The sequence below is a fragment of the Devosia geojensis genome, assembly GCF_000969415.1.
GTDB classification, from domain to species: domain Bacteria; phylum Pseudomonadota; class Alphaproteobacteria; order Rhizobiales; family Devosiaceae; genus Devosia; species Devosia geojensis.
In genome coordinates, this window is the sequence record NZ_JZEX01000173.1 from 40,281 (window position 1) to 58,539 (window position 18,259).

General features: G+C 60.6%; 16 protein-coding genes. 10 read left to right on the top strand and 6 right to left on the bottom strand.

Annotation, left to right across the window (positions count from 1 at the left end; genetic code table 11):
• From VE25_RS19180 to VE25_RS19225, 10 genes are read left to right on the top strand one after another with little or no spacing between them, the layout of a single operon-like run.
• On the top strand, positions 1–2,436 hold the full coding sequence (locus VE25_RS19180) for a conjugal transfer protein TrbE (protein WP_046110277.1): 2,436 nt from the start codon (positions 1–3) through the stop codon (positions 2,434–2,436).
• A complete protein-coding gene (gene trbJ, locus VE25_RS19185) occupies positions 2,414–3,202 on the top strand; it encodes a P-type conjugative transfer protein TrbJ (RefSeq protein ID WP_046110278.1) in 789 nt (262 codons plus the stop codon). The genes VE25_RS19180 and trbJ overlap by 23 nt, the downstream gene beginning before the upstream one ends.
• A gap of 4 nt (positions 3,203–3,206) precedes the next feature.
• Entirely contained in the window at positions 3,207–3,467 is a 261-nt protein-coding gene (locus tag VE25_RS19190) for a DUF2749 domain-containing protein (protein WP_046110279.1), read from the top strand.
• Positions 3,468–3,490: 23 nt separating this feature from the next.
• The gene (gene trbL / locus VE25_RS19195) at positions 3,491–4,654 is read left to right on the top strand and encodes a P-type conjugative transfer protein TrbL (RefSeq protein WP_046110318.1); all 1,164 of its coding nucleotides are present in this window, start codon (positions 3,491–3,493) and stop codon (positions 4,652–4,654) included.
• Positions 4,655–4,687: 33 nt separating this feature from the next.
• Positions 4,688–5,350 carry a conjugal transfer protein TrbF gene (gene trbF, locus VE25_RS19200; protein WP_046110280.1) on the top strand — a complete coding sequence of 221 codons (663 nt, stop codon included), beginning with the start codon at positions 4,688–4,690 and terminating at the stop codon, positions 5,348–5,350.
• Positions 5,351–5,391: 41 nt separating this feature from the next.
• The gene (trbG, locus tag VE25_RS19205; RefSeq protein WP_244466986.1) at positions 5,392–6,213 is read left to right on the top strand and encodes a P-type conjugative transfer protein TrbG; all 822 of its coding nucleotides are present in this window, start codon (positions 5,392–5,394) and stop codon (positions 6,211–6,213) included.
• Between the two features lie 2 nt (positions 6,214–6,215).
• Positions 6,216–6,677 carry a conjugal transfer protein TrbH gene (trbH, locus tag VE25_RS19210; RefSeq protein ID WP_046110282.1) on the top strand — a complete coding sequence of 154 codons (462 nt, stop codon included), beginning with the start codon at positions 6,216–6,218 and terminating at the stop codon, positions 6,675–6,677.
• 14 nt (positions 6,678–6,691) lie between these two features.
• The gene (gene trbI / locus VE25_RS19215) at positions 6,692–7,999 is read left to right on the top strand and encodes an IncP-type conjugal transfer protein TrbI (RefSeq protein ID WP_046110283.1); all 1,308 of its coding nucleotides are present in this window, start codon (positions 6,692–6,694) and stop codon (positions 7,997–7,999) included.
• Entirely contained in the window at positions 7,999–8,622 is a 624-nt protein-coding gene (locus tag VE25_RS19220; RefSeq protein WP_046110284.1) for a hypothetical protein, read from the top strand. Before trbI ends, VE25_RS19220 begins: the two co-directional genes overlap by 1 nt.
• 25 nt (positions 8,623–8,647) lie before the next feature.
• Positions 8,648–8,860 (top strand): DUF6894 family protein, encoded by a 213-nt coding sequence (locus tag VE25_RS19225; protein WP_046110285.1) that lies wholly within the window; start codon positions 8,648–8,650, stop codon positions 8,858–8,860.
• 177 nt (positions 8,861–9,037) lie between these two features.
• Here the strand turns inward: VE25_RS19225 and VE25_RS19230 are convergent, their stop codons facing one another.
• From VE25_RS19230 to VE25_RS19255, 6 genes are all read right to left on the bottom strand, one after another.
• Entirely contained in the window at positions 9,038–11,080 is a 2,043-nt protein-coding gene (locus VE25_RS19230) for an ATP-binding protein (RefSeq protein WP_046110286.1), read from the bottom strand.
• A gap of 34 nt (positions 11,081–11,114) precedes the next feature.
• Positions 11,115–12,320 carry a GIY-YIG nuclease family protein gene (locus tag VE25_RS19235; protein ID WP_046110287.1) on the bottom strand — a complete coding sequence of 402 codons (1,206 nt, stop codon included), beginning with the start codon at positions 12,318–12,320 and terminating at the stop codon, positions 11,115–11,117.
• Positions 12,313–14,376, bottom strand: a complete 2,064-nt coding sequence (locus VE25_RS19240) for a DEAD/DEAH box helicase family protein (protein WP_046110288.1) — start codon at positions 14,374–14,376, stop codon at positions 12,313–12,315. Before VE25_RS19240 ends, VE25_RS19235 begins: the two co-directional genes overlap by 8 nt.
• On the bottom strand, positions 14,373–17,135 hold the full coding sequence (locus VE25_RS19245) for a class I SAM-dependent DNA methyltransferase (RefSeq protein ID WP_046110289.1): 2,763 nt from the start codon (positions 17,133–17,135) through the stop codon (positions 14,373–14,375). The genes VE25_RS19240 and VE25_RS19245 overlap by 4 nt, the downstream gene beginning before the upstream one ends.
• A complete protein-coding gene (locus VE25_RS19250; protein ID WP_046110290.1) occupies positions 17,116–17,424 on the bottom strand; it encodes a HigA family addiction module antitoxin in 309 nt (102 codons plus the stop codon). The genes VE25_RS19245 and VE25_RS19250 overlap by 20 nt, the downstream gene beginning before the upstream one ends.
• Before the next feature lie 206 nt (positions 17,425–17,630).
• On the bottom strand, positions 17,631–18,251 hold the full coding sequence (locus tag VE25_RS19255; RefSeq protein WP_046110291.1) for a TraH family protein: 621 nt from the start codon (positions 18,249–18,251) through the stop codon (positions 17,631–17,633).
• Positions 18,252–18,259 lie beyond the last annotated feature (8 nt).

Genomic DNA, 18,259 nt, shown 5'->3' on the forward strand with positions numbered 1-18,259 from the left:
ATGGTTGCACTCAAGCGATTTCGTCATTCCGGCCCGTCCTTCTCCGACCTGCTGCCCTATGCGGCCCTGATCGACAACGGCACCCTCTTGCTCAAGGACGGGAGCCTGATGGCCGGCTGGTATTTCGCCGGTCCGGACAGCGAAAGCTCGACCGATTTCGAGCGCAATGAGGTCAGCCGCCAGATCAATTCGATTCTCGCCCGCCTCGGATCGGGCTGGATGATCCAGGTCGAGGCCGTGCGTGTGCCGGCGACGGCCTATCCCGCACGGGACAACTGCCACTTCCCCGACAAGGTGAGCGCGGTGATCGATGAGGAACGGCGCAAGCGCTTCGAGGCCGCTGACGGACACTACGAGAGCCAGCACGCCATCATCCTGACCTATCGCGAACCGGAGAAACGCAAGTCCGGCCTCGTCAAATATGTCTATTCCGACGATGAGTCCCGCGCGACCACCTTTGCCGATCGCGCGCTCGATCACTTCCGGCGTTCGATCCGCGAATTCGAGCAATATATGGGAAACGTCGTTTCGATCCGCCGTATGGTGACGCACGAGATCGAGGAACGCGGCGGAACCCGTATCGCCAAATTTGACGACCTGCTGCAGTTCGCCCGCTTCTGCATCGTCGGCGAAAACCATCCGGTCCGTCTGCCCGACATTCCGATGTATCTCGATTTCGTCGTCACGGCCGAATTCCACCACGGTCTCTCGCCGCTCGTCGACAACCGCTATCTGGCGGTCGTGGCAATGGACGGGTTTCCGGCCGAGAGCTGGCCAGGCATTCTCAACTCGCTGGATCTGATGCCGCTCACCTATCGCTGGTCGAGCCGCTTCGTTTTTCTCGATCCGATCGAGGCTCGCCAAAGGCTTGAGCGCACCCGCAAGAAGTGGTTGCAAAAGGTGCGGCCGTTCATGGACCAGCTGTTCCAGACAAACAGCGGCGCGATCGACCAGGACGCAGCGCTAATGGTGGCGGAGACCGAGGACGCCATTGCCGAGGCCAATTCACAGCTCGTCGCCTACGGCTACTATACGCCGGTCATCGTCATGTTCGATGACGACGAGGCACGTCTTCGAGAAAAGACCGAAGGCGTGCGCCGGCTGGTCCAGGCCGAAGGCTTTGCCGCGCGCATCGAAACGCTGAATGCCACCGAGGCTTTTCTAGGGAGCCTGCCCGGCAACTGGTACGCCAACATCCGCGAACCGCTGATCAATACCCGCAACCTTGCCGATCTTGTGCCGCTCAACTCGGTCTGGTCGGGCTCACCGGTTGCGCCGTGCCCGTTCTATCCCGAAGGCTCACCGCCGCTGATGCAGGTCGCAAGCGGATCATCGCCGTTCCGTCTGAACCTCCATTCGGGCGACGTGGGTCATACCCTGATCTTTGGTCCGACCGGATCGGGCAAGTCGACGCTTCTGGCGCTGATCGCGGCACAGTTCCGCCGTTACAGCCGAGCGCAGCTCTTCGCCTTCGACAAGGGCAAGTCGATGTACCCGCTGACGGTGGCTGTTGGCGGCGATCATTACGATGTCGGGGCAGGGGAGGCGTTGACCTTCTGCCCGCTTCGCCAACTGGAGGATGATGGCGACAAGGCCTGGGCGGCCGGATGGCTCGAAACACTTATCGAGCTGCAGGGCGTGAAGGTAACGCCCGACCATCGCAATGCTATCGCCAGGCAGATCGAGCTCATGGCCGCAACATCGCGCCGGTCGCTTTCCGATTTCGTGTCGGGCGTGCAGATGCGGGAGATCAAGGACGCGCTACGCCATTACACCGTCGATGGTCCAATGGGCCACCTGCTCGATGCCGAGGAGGATGGCCTGACCCTCTCGGATTTCCAGACATTCGAGATCGAAGAGTTGATGAACCTTGGCGATCGCAATCTCGTGCCGGTCCTGCTCTACCTGTTCCGTCGCATCGAAAAGCGCCTGACCGGCGCCCCCAGCCTCATCATCCTCGATGAGGCCTGGCTGATGCTCGGCCATCCAGCCTTCCGCGAGAAGATCCGCGAATGGCTGAAGGTGCTGCGCAAGGCAAATTGCGCCGTCGTTCTGGCAACGCAGTCGATTTCCGACGCGGAAAAGTCCGGCATCATCGACGTGCTCAAGGAAAGCTGCCCGACCAAGATTTGCCTGCCGAACGGCGCGGCGCGCGAAAGCGGCACGCGCGAGTTCTATGAGCGCATCGGCTTCAACGAGCGGCAAATCGAGATCGTCGCGACCGCTCTACCCAAGCGCGAATATTACGTCGCCTCGCCTGACGGCCGGCGTCTGTTCGACATGGCCCTCGGGCCGATCACCCTGTCTTTCGTCGGCGCATCCGGAAAGGACGACATCAAGCGCATTGATGAGCTGCGAGTCCATCACGGCGACGAATGGCCCGTCCACTGGCTCAAGCAAAGAGGTATCGAAAATGCCGAAGCACTTCTTGCGTAGTTCGCTCGCGAGCGTCCTGATCGCTGTCAGCCTTGCCGCGCCGGCCCAAGCCAGCGGGGCACTCACCGGCGCGACCGAGTTCACGCAGATCCTCAACAATGGGGAACTGATTGCGCTTGGCGGGCAGAACGCCGAGCAGATCGCCAATCAGGTGACGCAGATCTCCAACCAGGTGGAGCAGATCGCAAACCAGATTCGCATCTACGAGAACATGCTGCAGAACACCATGCAGCTTCCCGATCACGTGTGGGGGCAGGCTCAACAGGACCTCGCCAACCTGCAAGGCATCGTGCAGCAGGGGCAGGGCATGGCCTTCTCGATGGGAAACCTCGACGATGTGCTCAAGCAACGATTCGACAGCTATGCCGATTTCCAGAACGGTCTACCGAACGGGCAGGATTTTTCGTCCGCCTATCAATCCTGGTCGGACACCAATCGCGACACCATCGGTGGAACACTGGCGGCGGCTGGCCTCACGGCCGAGCAGTTCGCGACCGAAGAATCCACCATGGCGCAACTTCGCTCTCAATCGGAGTCCGCCGACGGCCAGATGAAGGCGTTGCAGGTCGGACATCAGATCGCGACCCAACAGGTCGAGCAGATGCAAAAGCTCCGCGGCCTCGTCTCTCAGCAGATGACCATGATGGGCACCTGGTATCAGTCCGAGCAGGCTGAAAAGGATCTCGCTCAGGCTCGCCGGGACGCATTTTTCGGCTCTGCCGCTCCGTCCACCTCCGGCGGCCAACAAATGCAGCCTCGGTGGTGACTCCATGGCAACGCTCAAACTCCCCATCGTCGTCGTGATCGCGATCGTTGCCGCCCTCGTGGGCGGCGCGGCATCCTATGTGTTCTTCCCGAATGCCGATCCGGAAACGAAGGCGCTCCTTCAGCGCCAAGTCGAACTTGCCGAGCAAGAAGCGGCGGCGCGCGAGGAGGCCGCCGAGCGGGCAAAGGACTTTTTCAACGCCAATCCAGACGACTACCCAACGTCGGGAGGCCAGCAGATGGCCCCCCGGTGGGGCGACAACTGAAGGCCGGAGTCATGCGCGCTGCGATGCTTTTGAGATTGTCTAGCATGATGATCGTCGGGCTTGCCATGGTCGATCCGGCCTTTGCGCAGGACGGTTCGATCCTGACCGATCTCGAAAACCAGGTCGCCAGCGCAGCGCGGGGCTGGCAGGACACCGTCATCGATGCGGCAACCTCGCTGTTCTGGATACTGGCCGGCATAGAAGTGGGTATCGCGGCGATCTGGCTCGCGATCCAGGCTCCGTCGCTTGACACATGGTTTGCAGAGCTTGTGCGGAGAATCCTCTTCATCGGCTTCTTCCTCTTTGTTCTGCAGCAGGGTCCGGACTTGGCCAAGTCGGTTGTCGATAGCCTGTTTCAGATCGGCGCGGATGGCGGTTCGGCGTCGCCGGCCGACGTCTTCAATGCCGGCGTCAAAGTGGCATCCGAACTCTCGGAAAATGCCCGGTTCGGCCTTTGGGAGGACAATGCCCTCGCAATGGCCTCGGTCTTCGCGATGATCGTCGTTGTCATCTGCTTTGCCCTCGTGGCGGCGATCTTCGTGGCCGTGCTGGTCGAAATGTACGTCGGTCTGCTTGCCGGCATGATCATGCTTGGCCTTGGCGGCTCGTCCTTTACCAAGGATTTCGCGGTCCGCTACCTCGTTTACGCCTTCTCAGTCGGCATGAAGCTGATGGGACTCGTGATGATCGCGCGCATCGGCTCCGAGGTGCTGATCGGCCTTTCGAACGATACGGCTTCCGACGATCAGTTCCTGACTACCCTGACGATCGCGGGGATTTCGGTCGTCGTCTTCATGATCTCCATGTACGTGCCGAACATCATTCAGGGCGTCGTTCAGGGCGTTTCCGTCGGCAGTGGCATGGAAGCTATCCGCAGCGGTGGCCAGGTTGCCGGCTTCGCGGCGGCCGGTGCTGGCATGGCGGCCGGCGGCGCCGGCGTCGTCAAAGGTGGGATGGCCGCCGCCTCGGCGGCATCGCAGGCCGGCGCATCGCGTGGCGCGGCTGCAATGGCCGGGTTGAAAGCCGCGGGCGGCGCGGTCGGCTCCGCGGCGACCGACAAACTGATGGGCATCCCTGGCGCCAAGATGGGTTCGACCCTCGGCCTCGCCAACGAAAAGCTGCGGCAAGGCAACAATCCGGGCGTCAGCTCCAGAAGTTCAAACAGAAAGATGGACGCCGACTCGTGAGGTCGGCCGGCCGTATCGATCAGGCGAGGCTAGATGGCGAAGCGCAAATACCCCGACAATCCGTATCTGGCCGCCCGCTATGAGTGGAACGAGCGTTACGGCAGCTACATGCGCGCGGCCTCGGCCTGGCGCACCGTCGGTCTGCTTTCGATGAGCATGGCGGTGATCGGGTTCGGCTATGCCCTCTATCAGTCCACTCAAGTCAAGCTCGTTCCTTATGTGGTCGAGGTCGACAAGCTCGGGGCGGCGGTCCTGGCTGGCTTCCCCGCACAGATCGAATATGCCGACGAGCGTGTTGTGCGCTCGATGCTCGGCGCCTGGGTGTCGAACTTCCGGTCGATCACCCCGGATGCGACCGTGCAGAAGGGCTATATCGACCGCACCTACGCGATGCTGAAGCAGCAGGACCCGGCGACCGAGAAGGTCAATAACTGGTTTCGCAACAACTCACCCTTCGATCGCGCGCGCACCATGACGGTCTCGATCGAAGTCAACAACGTCGTCGCCCTCTCGAACCAGAGCTACCAGGTCGACTGGAGCGAGATCGAGCGCGACCGTGCGGGTAAGGAACTGCGCACCCGCCGCTTTCGCGGCATCGCCACCGTGACCCTTTCGCCGCCCCAGGACGAGGCGGTCATTCGTCTGAACCCGATCGGCCTCTACCTCAAGGATTTCGATTGGACGGCCCAGCTTTGAGAAACGCTCGCGGAGTCAGAGTAATGTTCAACCTCAAGAAAATGCACGCGGGCGTGTGTGCGGCAACCCTGTTGCTGGGCACGTTCGCCCTCAATGTCGCCGTTGCGGCCGATCAGCAGGGCCTTAGCAGCAACGAAGCGCGGGGAACCGGTCTTTCCACCCAGTGGCAGGGCACCGCCGCGGTGATGACGCGCGGGCCGGACGGCAAGGTCATTTACCTCTACGGCCAAACCCAGCCGTCCGTCGTTTGCTCGCCTCTCCAGCTTTGCGAAATCGAGCTGCAGGCCGGTGAAGCCGTGCGTGACGTGCTGGTGGGTGACACGGTTCGCTGGAAGGTCGAACCGGCAACCTCCGGCTCGGCCGAAGGCCAGAAGATCCACCTGATCGTCAAGCCTTCGGAACCCGGGCTCGAGACGTCCATGGTGGTGACGACATCGCGGCGCACCTACCACATCCGGCTCAGGTCGCATCATCGCGACTACATGGCCCGCGTTGCCTTCGAATATCCCGAGGACGTGCAGGCCAAGTTCGATGCCCTCAACGCGCGCGTCGAGGCGAGCATCATTCCCGGCGCCGGCGTCCCGGCCGAAAATCTGAGCTTCAATTTCGCTATCAGCGGACAGGCCCGCTGGCGCCCGACCCGCGTCTACACCGATGGCGTCAAGACCTACATCCAGTTCCCCGGTCAGATGATGAGCGGCGATGCGCCGGTGCTGTTCGTCGTCTCAGGCGGGGAAAACCGCATCGTCAATTACCGGCTCAACGGCACGATGATGATTGTCGACTATGTGTTCGATCGCGCAGTGCTGCTTTCCGGCGTCGGCTCCCGCCAGCAGAAGATCACCATTTTGAGGAAGGGCTGACCATGCGCGCCATCCACCGACTTTCCCGCGTCCTGGCTCTCGTTGTTCTCACCGGTACAACGACCGCATGCACCACGACGGGCGGAGGATACTTCACGCCGACCGTGAGTGCCGATGCCGCCAATCTCTCGCCGGCCGCGGCCTCGGCCGTCGCCGGCGACATGGTCGCCAAGCTCGCCGAGCATGTCGGCCCAGGCACCGGCACGATCGTCATCAAGCCCGACGATTCCGCGTTCGGCCTGGCGCTCGAAGAGTCGCTGCGCGGCTGGGGCTATGCCGTCGCCTCGAACCAGGAGGCTCCCGGCGACAATATGATCCCGCTCGCCTATGTCATCGATACATTCGAGGGCGCGGTCATGACCCGGATTTCGACGCCTTCGGTGGAGCTGACCCGCTCCTATGCCATGTCGGCGACCGGCGCGACACCGACAAGCCCGCTGTCTGTCATGCAGCGTGCGAGCTGAGAGGGGGAGGGGCCATGAGTTCGCTCGATCTCTCTCCCGGCGCAGAAGGCGGCGACGAAAAGCCCAGGATCCGGCGCCTGAACAAGCTGCCGGTCTTTCTCTTCATCGGCCTGGTCGTCCTTTTCTTCGGCGTTATCATTTGGGGCCTCTCGATCCGCGGCCTCAACCGGAGCGGCGGCGCGATCGATACCTCGACTGGCGCACCGGCAACCGACTTCGCCGACCAGCTCAAGCGCGGTGTTTCCGATGGCGTGATCGAGGAGCCGCGCCCCGCGCAGCAGATCCAGGTGGTGCAGCCCGTCGAACAGGCGGAAGACGAACCGCAATCCACCAATCCTTTCCAGCGCCAGCCGACAACACCGCAACAGCAACAGGCGACGCCGGTCGAAAGCGAAGCCGACTGGCGCGCGCGGCTGCAAAGGGAACAGGACGAGCAGATGTTTCGCCTGCTGCACCAGCAGCGTATGGCCCGGCTCCAGGCCGACGATGCCGCCTACGACAGCCCGATCGCGGTCAATATCCGCAGCGTAAGGGAAGCGGCACAAGCGGGAACGCCACAGTCGACAACAGGGCAGGGGGCGCTTGGGGATCGGGCGGGCATCGCCGATCTCTACGCGGCCGCGCTGCGCGCCGGCGGCGCCGGGCAACAGGCCGATCCGAACAACCAAGCCGGAAAGACAGACTTCTTCAATCAGAACATTACCGATCTCGGTTATCTGCCGAACCGCGTCGTGCCGCAGCAGTCACCCTTTGAGCTCAAACGCGGATCGGTGATCCCGGCAACGCTCGTAACCGGCATCAACTCCGACCTTCCCGGCCGGATCACCGCCCAGGTCAGCCAGAACGTCTATGACAGTGCGACAGGCCACCGGCTGTTGGTCCCGCAAGGGGCCAAGCTCTTCGGCCGGTACGACTCCAATGTCTCGTTCGGGCAAAGTCGAGTGTTGGTGATCTGGACCGATCTCATTTTCCCGAATGGATCGACACTTCAGATTGGCGGAATGGCGGGCGTCGACGCCCAAGGCTATGGCGGCTTCCGCGACCAGGTCGACAACAAATACCTCCAGACCTTCGGCTCGGCGATCCTCATTGCATTGATCGGCGCCGGCATCGACATGGCCGTGCCGGAAAGCTCGACGCTTGCGACGCAGGACACCGCCTCGGACGCCGCGCGGCGCAACTTCGCGGAGAGCTTTGGTCGTGTGGCCGACCAGACCATCTCCCGCAATCTCAATGTCCAACCGACCCTCACTATCCGCCCGGGCTACGGGTTCAATATCATCGTGGAGCAGGACATCATTTTCCCGGGAGCCTATCGCTGATGGCTAGGCTGTTTTCGCTCGCCCGCAATGCCGCGGCCATTGCGGTTGGAGTACTTCTGGCTGGTTGCCTCGCGCCGGAAACCATCGACGCCAACATTGTGCTCGAGGGATACAAGTATGACATGCGTGTCGAAACCCGCCTCGCCGACCCTCGTGCCGTTAACGCGATTGCCGACGGCCACGTGTTCACAGAGCAGGAAGAGGATCGGATGCGGGCAGAGGAGCGCAAAGCCGCTCGAATGCCCGGCTTTGAGGGCTTCACCTACGCCGGAGAAGGGCGCTTTGATCTCGTCGTGAAACTCACCGGTGAGCTGGACGCAAGCGGGTCCGCAATCGGCGTGCCGAACACGCGGGCCAAGTCGCAAGCCGACAATTTTTTGAGCATTCGGCGCATCGACGACGGAACCATTGAAGTCAGTACGCCAGAGATTCCGGAACGAGCCCGCGCCGAGCTCGGTCAGATCGCCATTGTGCCCAACGGGACGGTGGCCGTGACCGTGACCGGCACAGTCATTGAGACCAACGCCGACGAGACGCCCGGGTTCTTCGGTGGAGCGTATCGCTGGAACATCTCGTCCTGGGATGACCGGGTGTTTCTCAAGGTCAAGCCGGCTGTTGATTGATCCAGCTTGGCACGATGGAGGATGAATGCCCCGCTACTATTTCCACATCCACAGTCACGACCAAGAATACCCGGATCGAACAGGAGAACCGCTCGATGACGACGCCCACGCGATCGCGATGGCGCACCGGATCGTGTCGGAAATCGCTGAAGAGCCGGAGCATCGGGAGATCGAGGTAAGAGTGGTTGGCCGAAAGGGAAGGGCGGTCGCAACGGTCGCCTCAAACGGCCTAAAATAGCGACAAAGCGCCTGCATCCGGAAGGCTTTAGTCAGCCGATCATATTAGTCGTCTTCTCAGCTTCTGGCTGCGATGACGGCGGGCCAGCGGCCGTGACGGTCCGGTTTGATCTGCACGTCCCTTTCCTCGATCAGCACGCGTTTGCCGAGCATGAGGGATACGTGTTTGCGGTGATCGCTAGCGATCGGTCGTCGGCAAATTTAGCTTCTCGAAAAGGACCCGGTTTCGCTTCTGTGCGTCGCTGAGCAATTTTGTGTATGAAATAACCTCGTAATAGGCGTTGAGGGTCTCGTTGAAACCGTAATAGCCGAGATTGTCCGGAGTGCGTCGCGCGCCCATGTTCTGGATTCGAATTTCCACGGGTGGAGTGAGGTCGCAAATCACATAGCAATAAGCCGGTATGTTCTGGTTCGCCGGCCGGATATAGCGGCCCTGGCGGTCTTTCTTCTTGCTCTCCCGAATTTCGCGGACCATGCGGTACACCTGCGTTACCGGGTCCTCATCTTGGTAGGCAGTGCGGTCCGGCTTCTTAAACTCAATGACGACCATCGACTGAAGTGGCTCGGCATCCTCACTGAACGCCAAGGGATGATTGAAAATCAATAGATCGGGTCGGCTCAAGGAATCGGTTTCGAGTGGCTGCACTTGGTCGAGCCGCACGTCGGATGACAGGAACGAATGAAAGGTCAGCCGCTCGTCAATGATCCAAAGGTTTTGCTGCTCGAACGGCACGTCATCCGAGGTCGCGCGCATGGGGAACACCAGGCTATGGACCGTCTTCTCAAGCCCGTAGTCTCCCGTGTCAGGGTCTTGCGTCAGGTATTTTTCGAGCAGCTCCAGAATCACGCGCCGATGGACGATGTATTGCGCAAGTGACGTTTTCCCGATCTCGTTCTCGTCTTCGACGAACTTTTGAAGCCGTGCGTAGTATTCCTGCGTGTTGTCGGCAGCCGCCGGCTCCGAAAGGATGCGCGCGCCTTCCTGCTTGAGGCGTACCTGTCGCTGATAGAGCTGGCGGTGCAGCGCCATTTCCATCTCAGTCTTGCTGGCTTGGGGCGGAATGTCATCGATGAACTCCCCTTTATACTTCATCAGCACGCGATATTGCGGCCCGTCCTCGGCAATATAGGAAGTGAGGGCGGCCTCCTTCTGCGTGTTGATCGCATCCAAAAAAGATTTCAGGTCCTCGGTCACGGCAGCGAGCGCACCATCGCGAATAGCTTTCAGGCTAATTTCGTCGGCGAAAAGCTCGGACGGCGCGTCTTCTGCGCTGCTGCCGGCGTCGCGATCGCTGGCGGCGGCCTCTCTGGGAATCGAGAAATCTGTGCGCTCGCTGTTCACTTTGTCATCGAGAAACTGGCCCTGGACGAACGCGAGATAATAGAAGCTCGTATTGCCGGGATCGTTGAGCTTATTCTTGAGGTTGGAGAGGAACTTGGCGAGCCGCTCCGTGATGACCTCGCGAAAATGCGCGGCGTAAACCAGCTCATGATGATCGGCGAGTGCGCCGCGCAGCCGGAATCCGCTGAGCGTGAAGCTGTGCCCGCCAACGGAAAAGCTGCGCTTCGTGGCGAACGTCTGAAAATTATCCCGAAAGAACTCACGAAGGTCGATCGTGTCGGCCGAATCGGAAAGCGTGAGAGCGGGGCCGTCCGGGTCAAGGAACAGGGGCAGGAAATGCCCGATTAGGCGCTGCGCGATGATATCGAGCTGGCGCGGGCATTCGTCCACATAAGGGGTGCGGTAGCCGACCAATCGCACGCTGGTCTCGGGCTTCTGGCGATCGGAGGGAAGCGCCTTCCGCGGCAGGTCCTCGTCGCTCGCGACAAAGGAAAACTTTCGGCATAACAGCCCGTCCGTGTCGGGCACTCGGAAATGGCTCTCCACTTCAACGCGCGAGAACGCCTTCAACCACAGGAACCGGCCAAGACCTTTCCCGCCGCGTGTGGCCTTGTAGGGAGAATCGACGGTCTCGAAGCTGTCGAAATTCGCGTCGGTGAAGCCGATGCCGCTGTCGATCACGGTGAACGCCTCGATCGGCCCCGGCTTACCCTCGTCCAGACTGCCCTGCCGCTCGGCGATGATCCGAATGACGTGGCCTTGGCCGCCCGCCTCCTCGATCGCCTGGAAAGAATTCATCACGGCTTCAAAGAGCGGAAGGAGAGTCTTCGTTTTCGGAAGATTGGTGTTCCGGATGCGGCCGGCAATGCTGGCTTTCATGATGCCGGCGTCCTCGTGCGGTGGCTGTCCCCGTTCATCTGAAGTCCTCGCTGACTGCCCGGGTGAGCGAGGCCGTCTTCGGGTCGTAGGTGTAGCCGGTGATCGTTCCGTCCCTGATCTTCTCGATAGCCTCATCGACCACAAAAAGCGGAACGAGGAACCATTCGCGCGGAATGACCGGCTGACCGAAGCGATCCTTGATCTCAATATCGAGGCGGGCAGCACCGAAGATCCGATGGATTAGGTTTTCAAGCCGAGCGCGGTTGATGTTGAACAACTCGTAGGTTGCGACAACCTCGACATCTGCCATGAGAAAGGTCGGGTCGAGCTTGGCATTGGCGAGCCGGCGCGCGACATCGCCGCCGGTAACGCCAATCTTGTGCAGTACGTCGCGGTGGGCGGCGACGGCCGGATGATCCGATTTGCTCCGCAGTACATAGACGATGCCGCTGGCCTCCTCGCCTTCCTCATTCTGATCGGCGAAGAGCGGTCCGGCCGAGGGCTCGACAATCCGACGGCCACCCGGGTCCTGTTGCAGCGCCTTTTGAAGCGAGCGCATGAGTAAATTGCTCTCGGTCCCGTTGTCGAAGATCACGCGAAGCCGGGCGTCGATGTTACCGTGCTCGTTGGGGGTAGGCTGTTCCATCGTCGCGACATAGGCTTTCTGGCCGCCGAGGATATAGAACCGGCCCGGAGCGATCTCGGATTTGCGCTCGAAGCGCCGGGTCTGCCGCAGGCCGGCGTTGAGTTCCTTCTGCACCTGCTCGAACAACGGCTTGAATTTGTTGAAATCCCCGCATTGCTGGCGGTTGGCGATTTCCTCCGCCGCGCGCTTCTCCGCAGCCGACCGGACGTGCCGCAGGTCCGTTATGTCGGTCGGCTCGCTGTCCACCCCAAGCTGCGCCAGAAGCTCGTCATCGTCGAGTTCATCGCCAATGCCGGTCGGAGCAGACTCTGCACCGGCCAGAATCCCGTGGTGATCGAGGGGAGCGAGCAAGTTGCGGCAATCGGCTTGCTCGCGCAGACGATCGAGGCGCACGGCGTAAAGGCGTTCGAAGATATCGCGGTCCTCACCGTGCTGCGGGGCGCGGCTGCGCTGCTCGACGAAACGCTGAATCTCCTCGAATCCCGCGATTACACGCTCTTCCCGCGGGGTCCGGCTCGACTCCTTCTTCGTCTCGACCTCGACGCCAAGCTCTTCGAGTAGCGCGTCATCCTCATCGGTGAAGCCCTTAGCCACGCGCCGCCTCAGCCTTCATGCGTTGAAGGAACGCCACGCCTTCGGCCATGCGCTTCTCCCAGGCGTCGGGCGAGGTGATCGAGGGCAACCGGCCGCGCTCCTGCTTGAATTTCAAGGCCCGCTTGGCAAGCTCGCGCGCTTCCTCGATGGTGAGATTGACGCGCTTGGCCCCAATCACGGCGGCAACCTGCTTTAGGCTCTCCTCGCTCATGGTTTTGGCGAGGATTGAATAGGCTTCGCCGAAGGGGTTGATGCGGTCAATCAGGTCGATGTCCAACTCGCGCACATCCATTGCGAACTTACGGACCCCCTCAATGAAGGCGGTGTTCGGGCTCTTCTCGCCGTCGCCCTCGGGTCCGCCCAGGGCGACCTCCTTGGCCTTTTGCGTGAGATTCAGGGCGGCGACGGCGTGCTGACGCACGGCCTCTTGATCTTCCTCGTCCAGTTCGGGAAACTTGTCCTTGATGATCTTGCCCATGCGGAGCTGCGTCAGCTCCTCCGGCACCAACTCGGAATCGAAAAGCCCGCGTTCGATTGTCGTCTTGTCCTGCACAAAGGCGGCGATGACCTCGTTCAAATCTTGCTGGCAAATGCGCTGCGCTTCCTCGCTCTTCGGCGCGACAAGACCTTTGATCTCGATCTGGAACTGCCCCGTCTCCTCGTTGAAGCCGACATTGGTCTTGTTCGGATCATAGCCGCCTTCGCCATAGTCGAAGCCGGGCGTCGGTCCGCTCTGCGGGTTCTTGGGCTTGAATTCGAAGCGCGGCGCAAGCACTTGCTCCATGAGCAGGCTTGCCGCGATGGCCTTGAGCGTGTCGTTGACCGCCTCGGTGACGGCTTCCTCGGAGGCGTCCGGCTCGGCAATCAGGTTGGTGAAGCGGGCGCGGGTCTTGCCCGGCGCGTCGCGGGTGGCGCGGCCGATAATCTGCACGATCTCGGTGAGGCTCGACCGATAGCCGACCGTCAGCGCGTGCTCGCACCAAATCCAGTCGAAGCCTTCCTTTGCCATGCCGAGCGCGATGATGATGTCCACGTGGTCGCGGTTGTTCTTCTGTGTCGGGTCCTTCAGTGCGGCGGACACCCGGTCGCGCTTGGCGGGATCGTCGTCCACCAGGTCGGCGATGCGCAGCACGCGGCCTTCCGGCGTTTTGGCCAATTGGAAACCCGTCACGGGGTCTGCCCCCTGCCATTCGCCTAACTCCTCGATGATATGCTCGACCTCCCTGATCTTATCCTTCGTGCTCTCGCGCGAATTGACGGAGGGGATGTGAACGATCGTTTTTTCGGCGGGGTCGAGCACCTTCAGGATGTCGTCGGCATAGGAGCCCGAATAGAAGAAATACCCGATGTCGAGCTGCTTCAAATATTCGTAGCCATTGAGCTGCTCATAATAGGTGTAGGTGACGGTATCGAACTTCGACTCGTCCTGCGGGGCGAGCACGGCTTCGGCATCGCCCCGGAAATAAGAACCCGTCATCGCCACGATATGCACGCGGGCGCGGGCGATGAATTGGCCGAGATGCAGGCCGAGCTTGTTGTCGGGGTTGGCGGAAACGTGGTGGAACTCGTCAACCGCGATCAGCCGGTCGTCGAAAGCTTCTGGCCCGAACTTGTCCACGGCGAAGCGGAAGGTGGCATGGGTGCAGACCAGCACCTTGTCGTCGCTTTGCAGGAAAGCCTCGACCGAGTTGACCTTGCCGCCGTTGTCCGAGCCGGGCGCATTGCAGAGGTTCCACTTTGGCGCGACAGTCCAGTCGGCCCAGAAGCCGAACCGCGTCAGCGGCTCATCGTTGAAGCTCGCGCCGATGGATTTTTCCGGCACGACGATGATCGCCTGCCGGAGCCCCTGATTGTGGAGCTTGTCGAGGGCGATGAACATGAGCGCGCGGCTCTTGCCCGAGGCGGGCGGCGACTTGATGAGAAGGTACTGCTCGCCCCGCTTCTCATAGGCACGTTCCTGCATCGGCCGCATGCCGAGGGCGTTGGCCTTGGTCGAGTTGCCGTTGCGGGCGTAGGAGACCGAGACAGAGGGGACTACTCTCTTTTCGTCGGTCATGCGTGCGCCTCCGCCTTGCGTCTCTTCGCCGTGCCCGATGACGCGGCCATTTTGGTGTAAAGCTCAAACAGCTTTTCCAGCCGTTCGGTGTCATTGCGGAACCGGCGGCCGATATAGATGCGCTCAAGCACCTCGTCGTTGCGCTCATGCGCTTCGCGCAGGTTCGCCGGCATCTTCTCGGGATCGTAAAGGTCGGCGATCGTCGCTGGGAAATGCGTTTCGCGCGCAAGAAGGATGTCCTCTGCGCAGCGAGTTAGATCGGCTTTGTTCTTCTCTGTGAGAGTGGGCACCGGAAACGTGTTCCAGCCGAGTGTCTTGGAGAAACGAAAGTCCGTTTTCATCCGCCCGCAGACTGCAGCAACCCATGCCAGGTGAAGCTTCGACACAAGGATGCTGAACTCAAAGAGATTTCCCCCATAAATGACGTACGCTGCATTTGAGACAACAAGGTTATCATCACAAATATCGGCGGGAAGGTACTCCCTATTCTCGGAGCTGGTGGCGGATATTATTATGGCGCAAGAATTCTTATGAGATCGTTGTGCAAATTTATGCGGAGTTCGTGCGTATCCTTGCGTTGTTTTCGCGGTGGATGCCAATCTGAAGGCGCGTACATCATCGATTTTCTTACGGATCGGCGGCACCGCTAATGCGCTTTCGAGTTTATTATCTTCGATCCAGAGACACCAACGAACCACTCCGCCCGTGAGCTCACTGGTCCCAGCAAGTCGTTTTACTAGATTGCGAGCTTGGGGGTATGCACTAAGAAGCTCGGTTTTTTCGCTATTGCTCATGATGAGGTGACCACCGTCCCGCGGCATACTTCCTGCAACAACCTCGGAAATGTCGGCCGAGATCGGAACATTTGACGATGTAACGAACTGGGGAGAGCCAGGGACTAGATAGGGCGATATCGAACTGCAGGCTTGAAATGTATCCTTCTCGAATACCCCAAGAACGGAGCTTGATGGTTGACCTAGGCCGACAATAACGCACGTTACCATTGCATTATTACTTGCATTATTGCGCCAAGCGAACGGCCGATGGGCAAACGTTATGTGACAGCCCTGCTCAAAGATACGGCTCCAAACATGCTGCACCTGCTCACCCTCGCAAACAGAGCTCGTCGAGACAAATGCCAGCGCACCTTGAATTGCCCTCAAGAATCTTGAGCCTTTTATGTACCAGCCGCAGACGTAATCGCAGTCTTTATAGTCATCGCCACCGCCAAATATGGCGGATAGATCCGACTTTTGTTCAGGTGTCTGTTTTCGTGCGCCCTTGAAAGGCGGATTTCCGCAGACGTACGTCTCGCCACCCTCGTTCGCGAAGTCGATCTGCGCCTGGTCGAGCGGCGTGTGAAACAGATCGTCGGCAATATGTTTGACGCCCGTTCCCGTAGGTGGGCAAATGCTCAACCAGTCGAGTCGTAAGGCGTTGCCACAGGTGATCCAGTTCTCGGCATCAAGCGGCAGGAAATCCTGCAAGGCTTCCTTCTGACCGCGATAGAGCACATCGCACTGATATTCGGCGATGATGAGGGCGAGGCGCGCAATTTCAGCCGGGAAGTCACGCAGTTCGATCCCCCGGAAGTTTGTCAAGGGAAGCTCGCTCCGCTTTTCCGGTTCGCCCCGCCGCTTGTTGATCTCTGCCTCGATTGCTCGCATCTCCTTGTAGGCGATCACGAGGAAGTTGCCGGAGCCGCAGGCTGGATCGAAGACTCTGATCCGCGACATGCGCTTGCGCAGGTTCAGCAACACGCGGGGATTATCGCCAGCTTCATCGAGGCGAGTGCGTAGATCATCCAGGAACAGCGGGTTGAGCACCTTCAGAATGTTCGGAACGCTGGTGTAGTGCATCCCGAGCTCACCGCGCTCTTCGTCCTCCGCCACAGCCTGGATCATCGACCCGAAGATGTCAGGGTTGATCTTTGTCCAGTCGAGATTGCCGATGTGGAGAAGATAGGAACGCGCGATCCGGCTGAAACGCGGCACGTCCATGCTGCCGGAGAAGAGCCCCCCGTTTACATAGGGGAACTGGTCGGCCCAGCGGGGAATCCCAGCCGCCGTGCGCGCGTCGCCTTTCATGTTCATTGCGCGGAACAGCGTACCGATCACCTCTTGGGTGTTGGACGAATCCTTGGCGCTCATCTGCTCAATGGTGGTGGTGAAACGCCGTGTGCCGCCGAAGATGTCGGTGTCCTCGGCAAAGAAGCAGAAGATCAGCCGCGCCATGAAGTGGTTCATGTCGGGGCGGCGCTCGGCCGTACCCCATTCGGGATTGTCCTTGAGAAGCTCGACATAGAGCCGGTTCAGGCGGCTGGTGGCGCGGATGTCAAACGAGCTGTCGCGGAGCTGCTTGACGGTGGTGATGCCGGCAAGGGGCAGGAAAAAGCCAAAGTGGTCGGGGAAGTCGGCATATGCGCAGGCGACAGTCTCCTCGCTCGCCAGGTTCTCGGCCTCGAACGTGTCACCATCGGTTGCCAGGATGAATTTCGCTTTGGCCCTGCTCGTCGCAGGGCTGGTCTTTAGCGCGGCAAGCGTATTCGTGACCTCGCCGCGAGCGGCGACGGCGATATGGATTTTGTCGCGCTGAAGGACGCCGTTGAGGTCAGAGTTGTTCGTGTGTCCTGTGCGAAGGCGCTTGAGCGTCGTTTCCTTGTTCCCAAAGGCCTGCAGGAAGGCGAACGGAAACTCCTGTCCGTCGAACGGCTGCTCGGCAAGCGCCGATATGGCCTCTTCAATCTCGACGGCGTTCATCAATCCCCCCGGTCTCCGTGGTCGATGCACGGAACGGCTCGACCTTAATCTTGTTGGCCCGGCGCATGACCTCGGCCAGCTCGTAGTCGAGCTGCCGGATCAGCCATTCGCGGGCTGCTGTGCCGAACGCCTTTTCCAGCCGGACGGCCATTTCAGGCGAGATGCCCGACCGGGCATTCAGCAGATTGCTAAGGGTTTGCCGATCGACACCAAGGATTCGGGCGGCGTCGGTGACGCTTAATCCGTTCTTTTCAATGCAATTTTGCCGGACGGCCGTTCCTGGGTGCATCGCCTGTCGAATCGTGTTCCCGTTCCTATTCAGGACTATAGTGATAATCGACACTCGACAAGCGTGCAGCTAAGTGCTTCCCGCCCCCGCCGTGGACAAGGGAGACCGGACGGTATCTCCGGCCTTCCGCGCGGTCCCAAACGCGGATTCCGGCTGGCTCAACGACAGGGCGCAGGGCATGACGACAACGATGGTGTGGCTGTTCGTTATTCCTTGCTGTTCTCCCTGATGCCCGACAGGTCAATGCGGATCCCGGCCTTGTTCGGGTCTTCCTCCGAAACCGGCTGGGCCGATTGTGCATTGCCGCCGGCGGCAACCTGGGCGTCCTGCTCCGCGTTTTCGCCTTTCCGTCCAGCCGCCGGACGTGTGGCGAGATCGGTCCCGCCAGGATCGGTTTCATAGAACACCTGTTTCCCCTCGAACCAGCCAGTCTTGTACGCGAGTATGGCGTCCTCAAGGGCCTCCTGGGCGGGCGCACCGTACCACTTGGTGACAATGCGATAGACTTTAGCAAAAAGTGCAGTGCCCATGCCGATGTTCTTACAAGGATCGAGGACGTACGGGCTGAGCTCAGAGAGGTCCTGAATGCCGAGGCCCGCCGGGTACTGTGTCACTCCTACCCTGACTATCGACTGACCCAAATTCTGCTGGATGAGCTGCATCGCCTCGTCCTCAGTCGTCGGTTTCGGTACAAGGACGATGTGCTGCCCTGCCCGGACGGTAACGGTCAGATGGTCGGCGGCGCCGGCCTCCTCGATGAACTTTTGGACGATCTCGACCTTGAGGCTCGGATCGGCGCATTGCTGAATCAGTTCGGCATCGATCATGACTCCAT

Excerpts from the sequence above, each read along its gene's own strand:
- VE25_RS19180 (WP_046110277.1), top strand. The coding sequence starts at position 1 with ATGGTTGCACTCAAGCGATTTCGTCATTCCGGCCCGTCCTTCTCCGAC.
- trbJ (WP_046110278.1), top strand. The coding sequence starts at position 2,414 with ATGCCGAAGCACTTCTTGCGTAGTTCGCTCGCGAGCGTCCTGATCGCT.
- VE25_RS19190 (WP_046110279.1), top strand. The coding sequence starts at position 3,207 with ATGGCAACGCTCAAACTCCCCATCGTCGTCGTGATCGCGATCGTTGCC.
- trbL (WP_046110318.1), top strand. The coding sequence starts at position 3,491 with ATGCTTTTGAGATTGTCTAGCATGATGATCGTCGGGCTTGCCATGGTC.
- trbF (WP_046110280.1), top strand. The coding sequence starts at position 4,688 with ATGGCGAAGCGCAAATACCCCGACAATCCGTATCTGGCCGCCCGCTAT.
- trbG (WP_244466986.1), top strand. The coding sequence starts at position 5,392 with ATGCACGCGGGCGTGTGTGCGGCAACCCTGTTGCTGGGCACGTTCGCC.
- trbH (WP_046110282.1), top strand. The coding sequence starts at position 6,216 with ATGCGCGCCATCCACCGACTTTCCCGCGTCCTGGCTCTCGTTGTTCTC.
- trbI (WP_046110283.1), top strand. The coding sequence starts at position 6,692 with ATGAGTTCGCTCGATCTCTCTCCCGGCGCAGAAGGCGGCGACGAAAAG.
- VE25_RS19220 (WP_046110284.1), top strand. The coding sequence starts at position 7,999 with ATGGCTAGGCTGTTTTCGCTCGCCCGCAATGCCGCGGCCATTGCGGTT.
- VE25_RS19225 (WP_046110285.1), top strand. The coding sequence starts at position 8,648 with ATGCCCCGCTACTATTTCCACATCCACAGTCACGACCAAGAATACCCG.
- VE25_RS19230 (WP_046110286.1), bottom strand. The coding sequence starts at position 11,080 with ATGAAAGCCAGCATTGCCGGCCGCATCCGGAACACCAATCTTCCGAAA.
- VE25_RS19240 (WP_046110288.1), bottom strand. The coding sequence starts at position 14,376 with ATGACCGACGAAAAGAGAGTAGTCCCCTCTGTCTCGGTCTCCTACGCC.
- VE25_RS19245 (WP_046110289.1), bottom strand. The coding sequence starts at position 17,135 with ATGAACGCCGTCGAGATTGAAGAGGCCATATCGGCGCTTGCCGAGCAG.
- VE25_RS19250 (WP_046110290.1), bottom strand. The coding sequence starts at position 17,424 with ATGCACCCAGGAACGGCCGTCCGGCAAAATTGCATTGAAAAGAACGGA.
- VE25_RS19255 (WP_046110291.1), bottom strand. The coding sequence starts at position 18,251 with ATGATCGATGCCGAACTGATTCAGCAATGCGCCGATCCGAGCCTCAAG.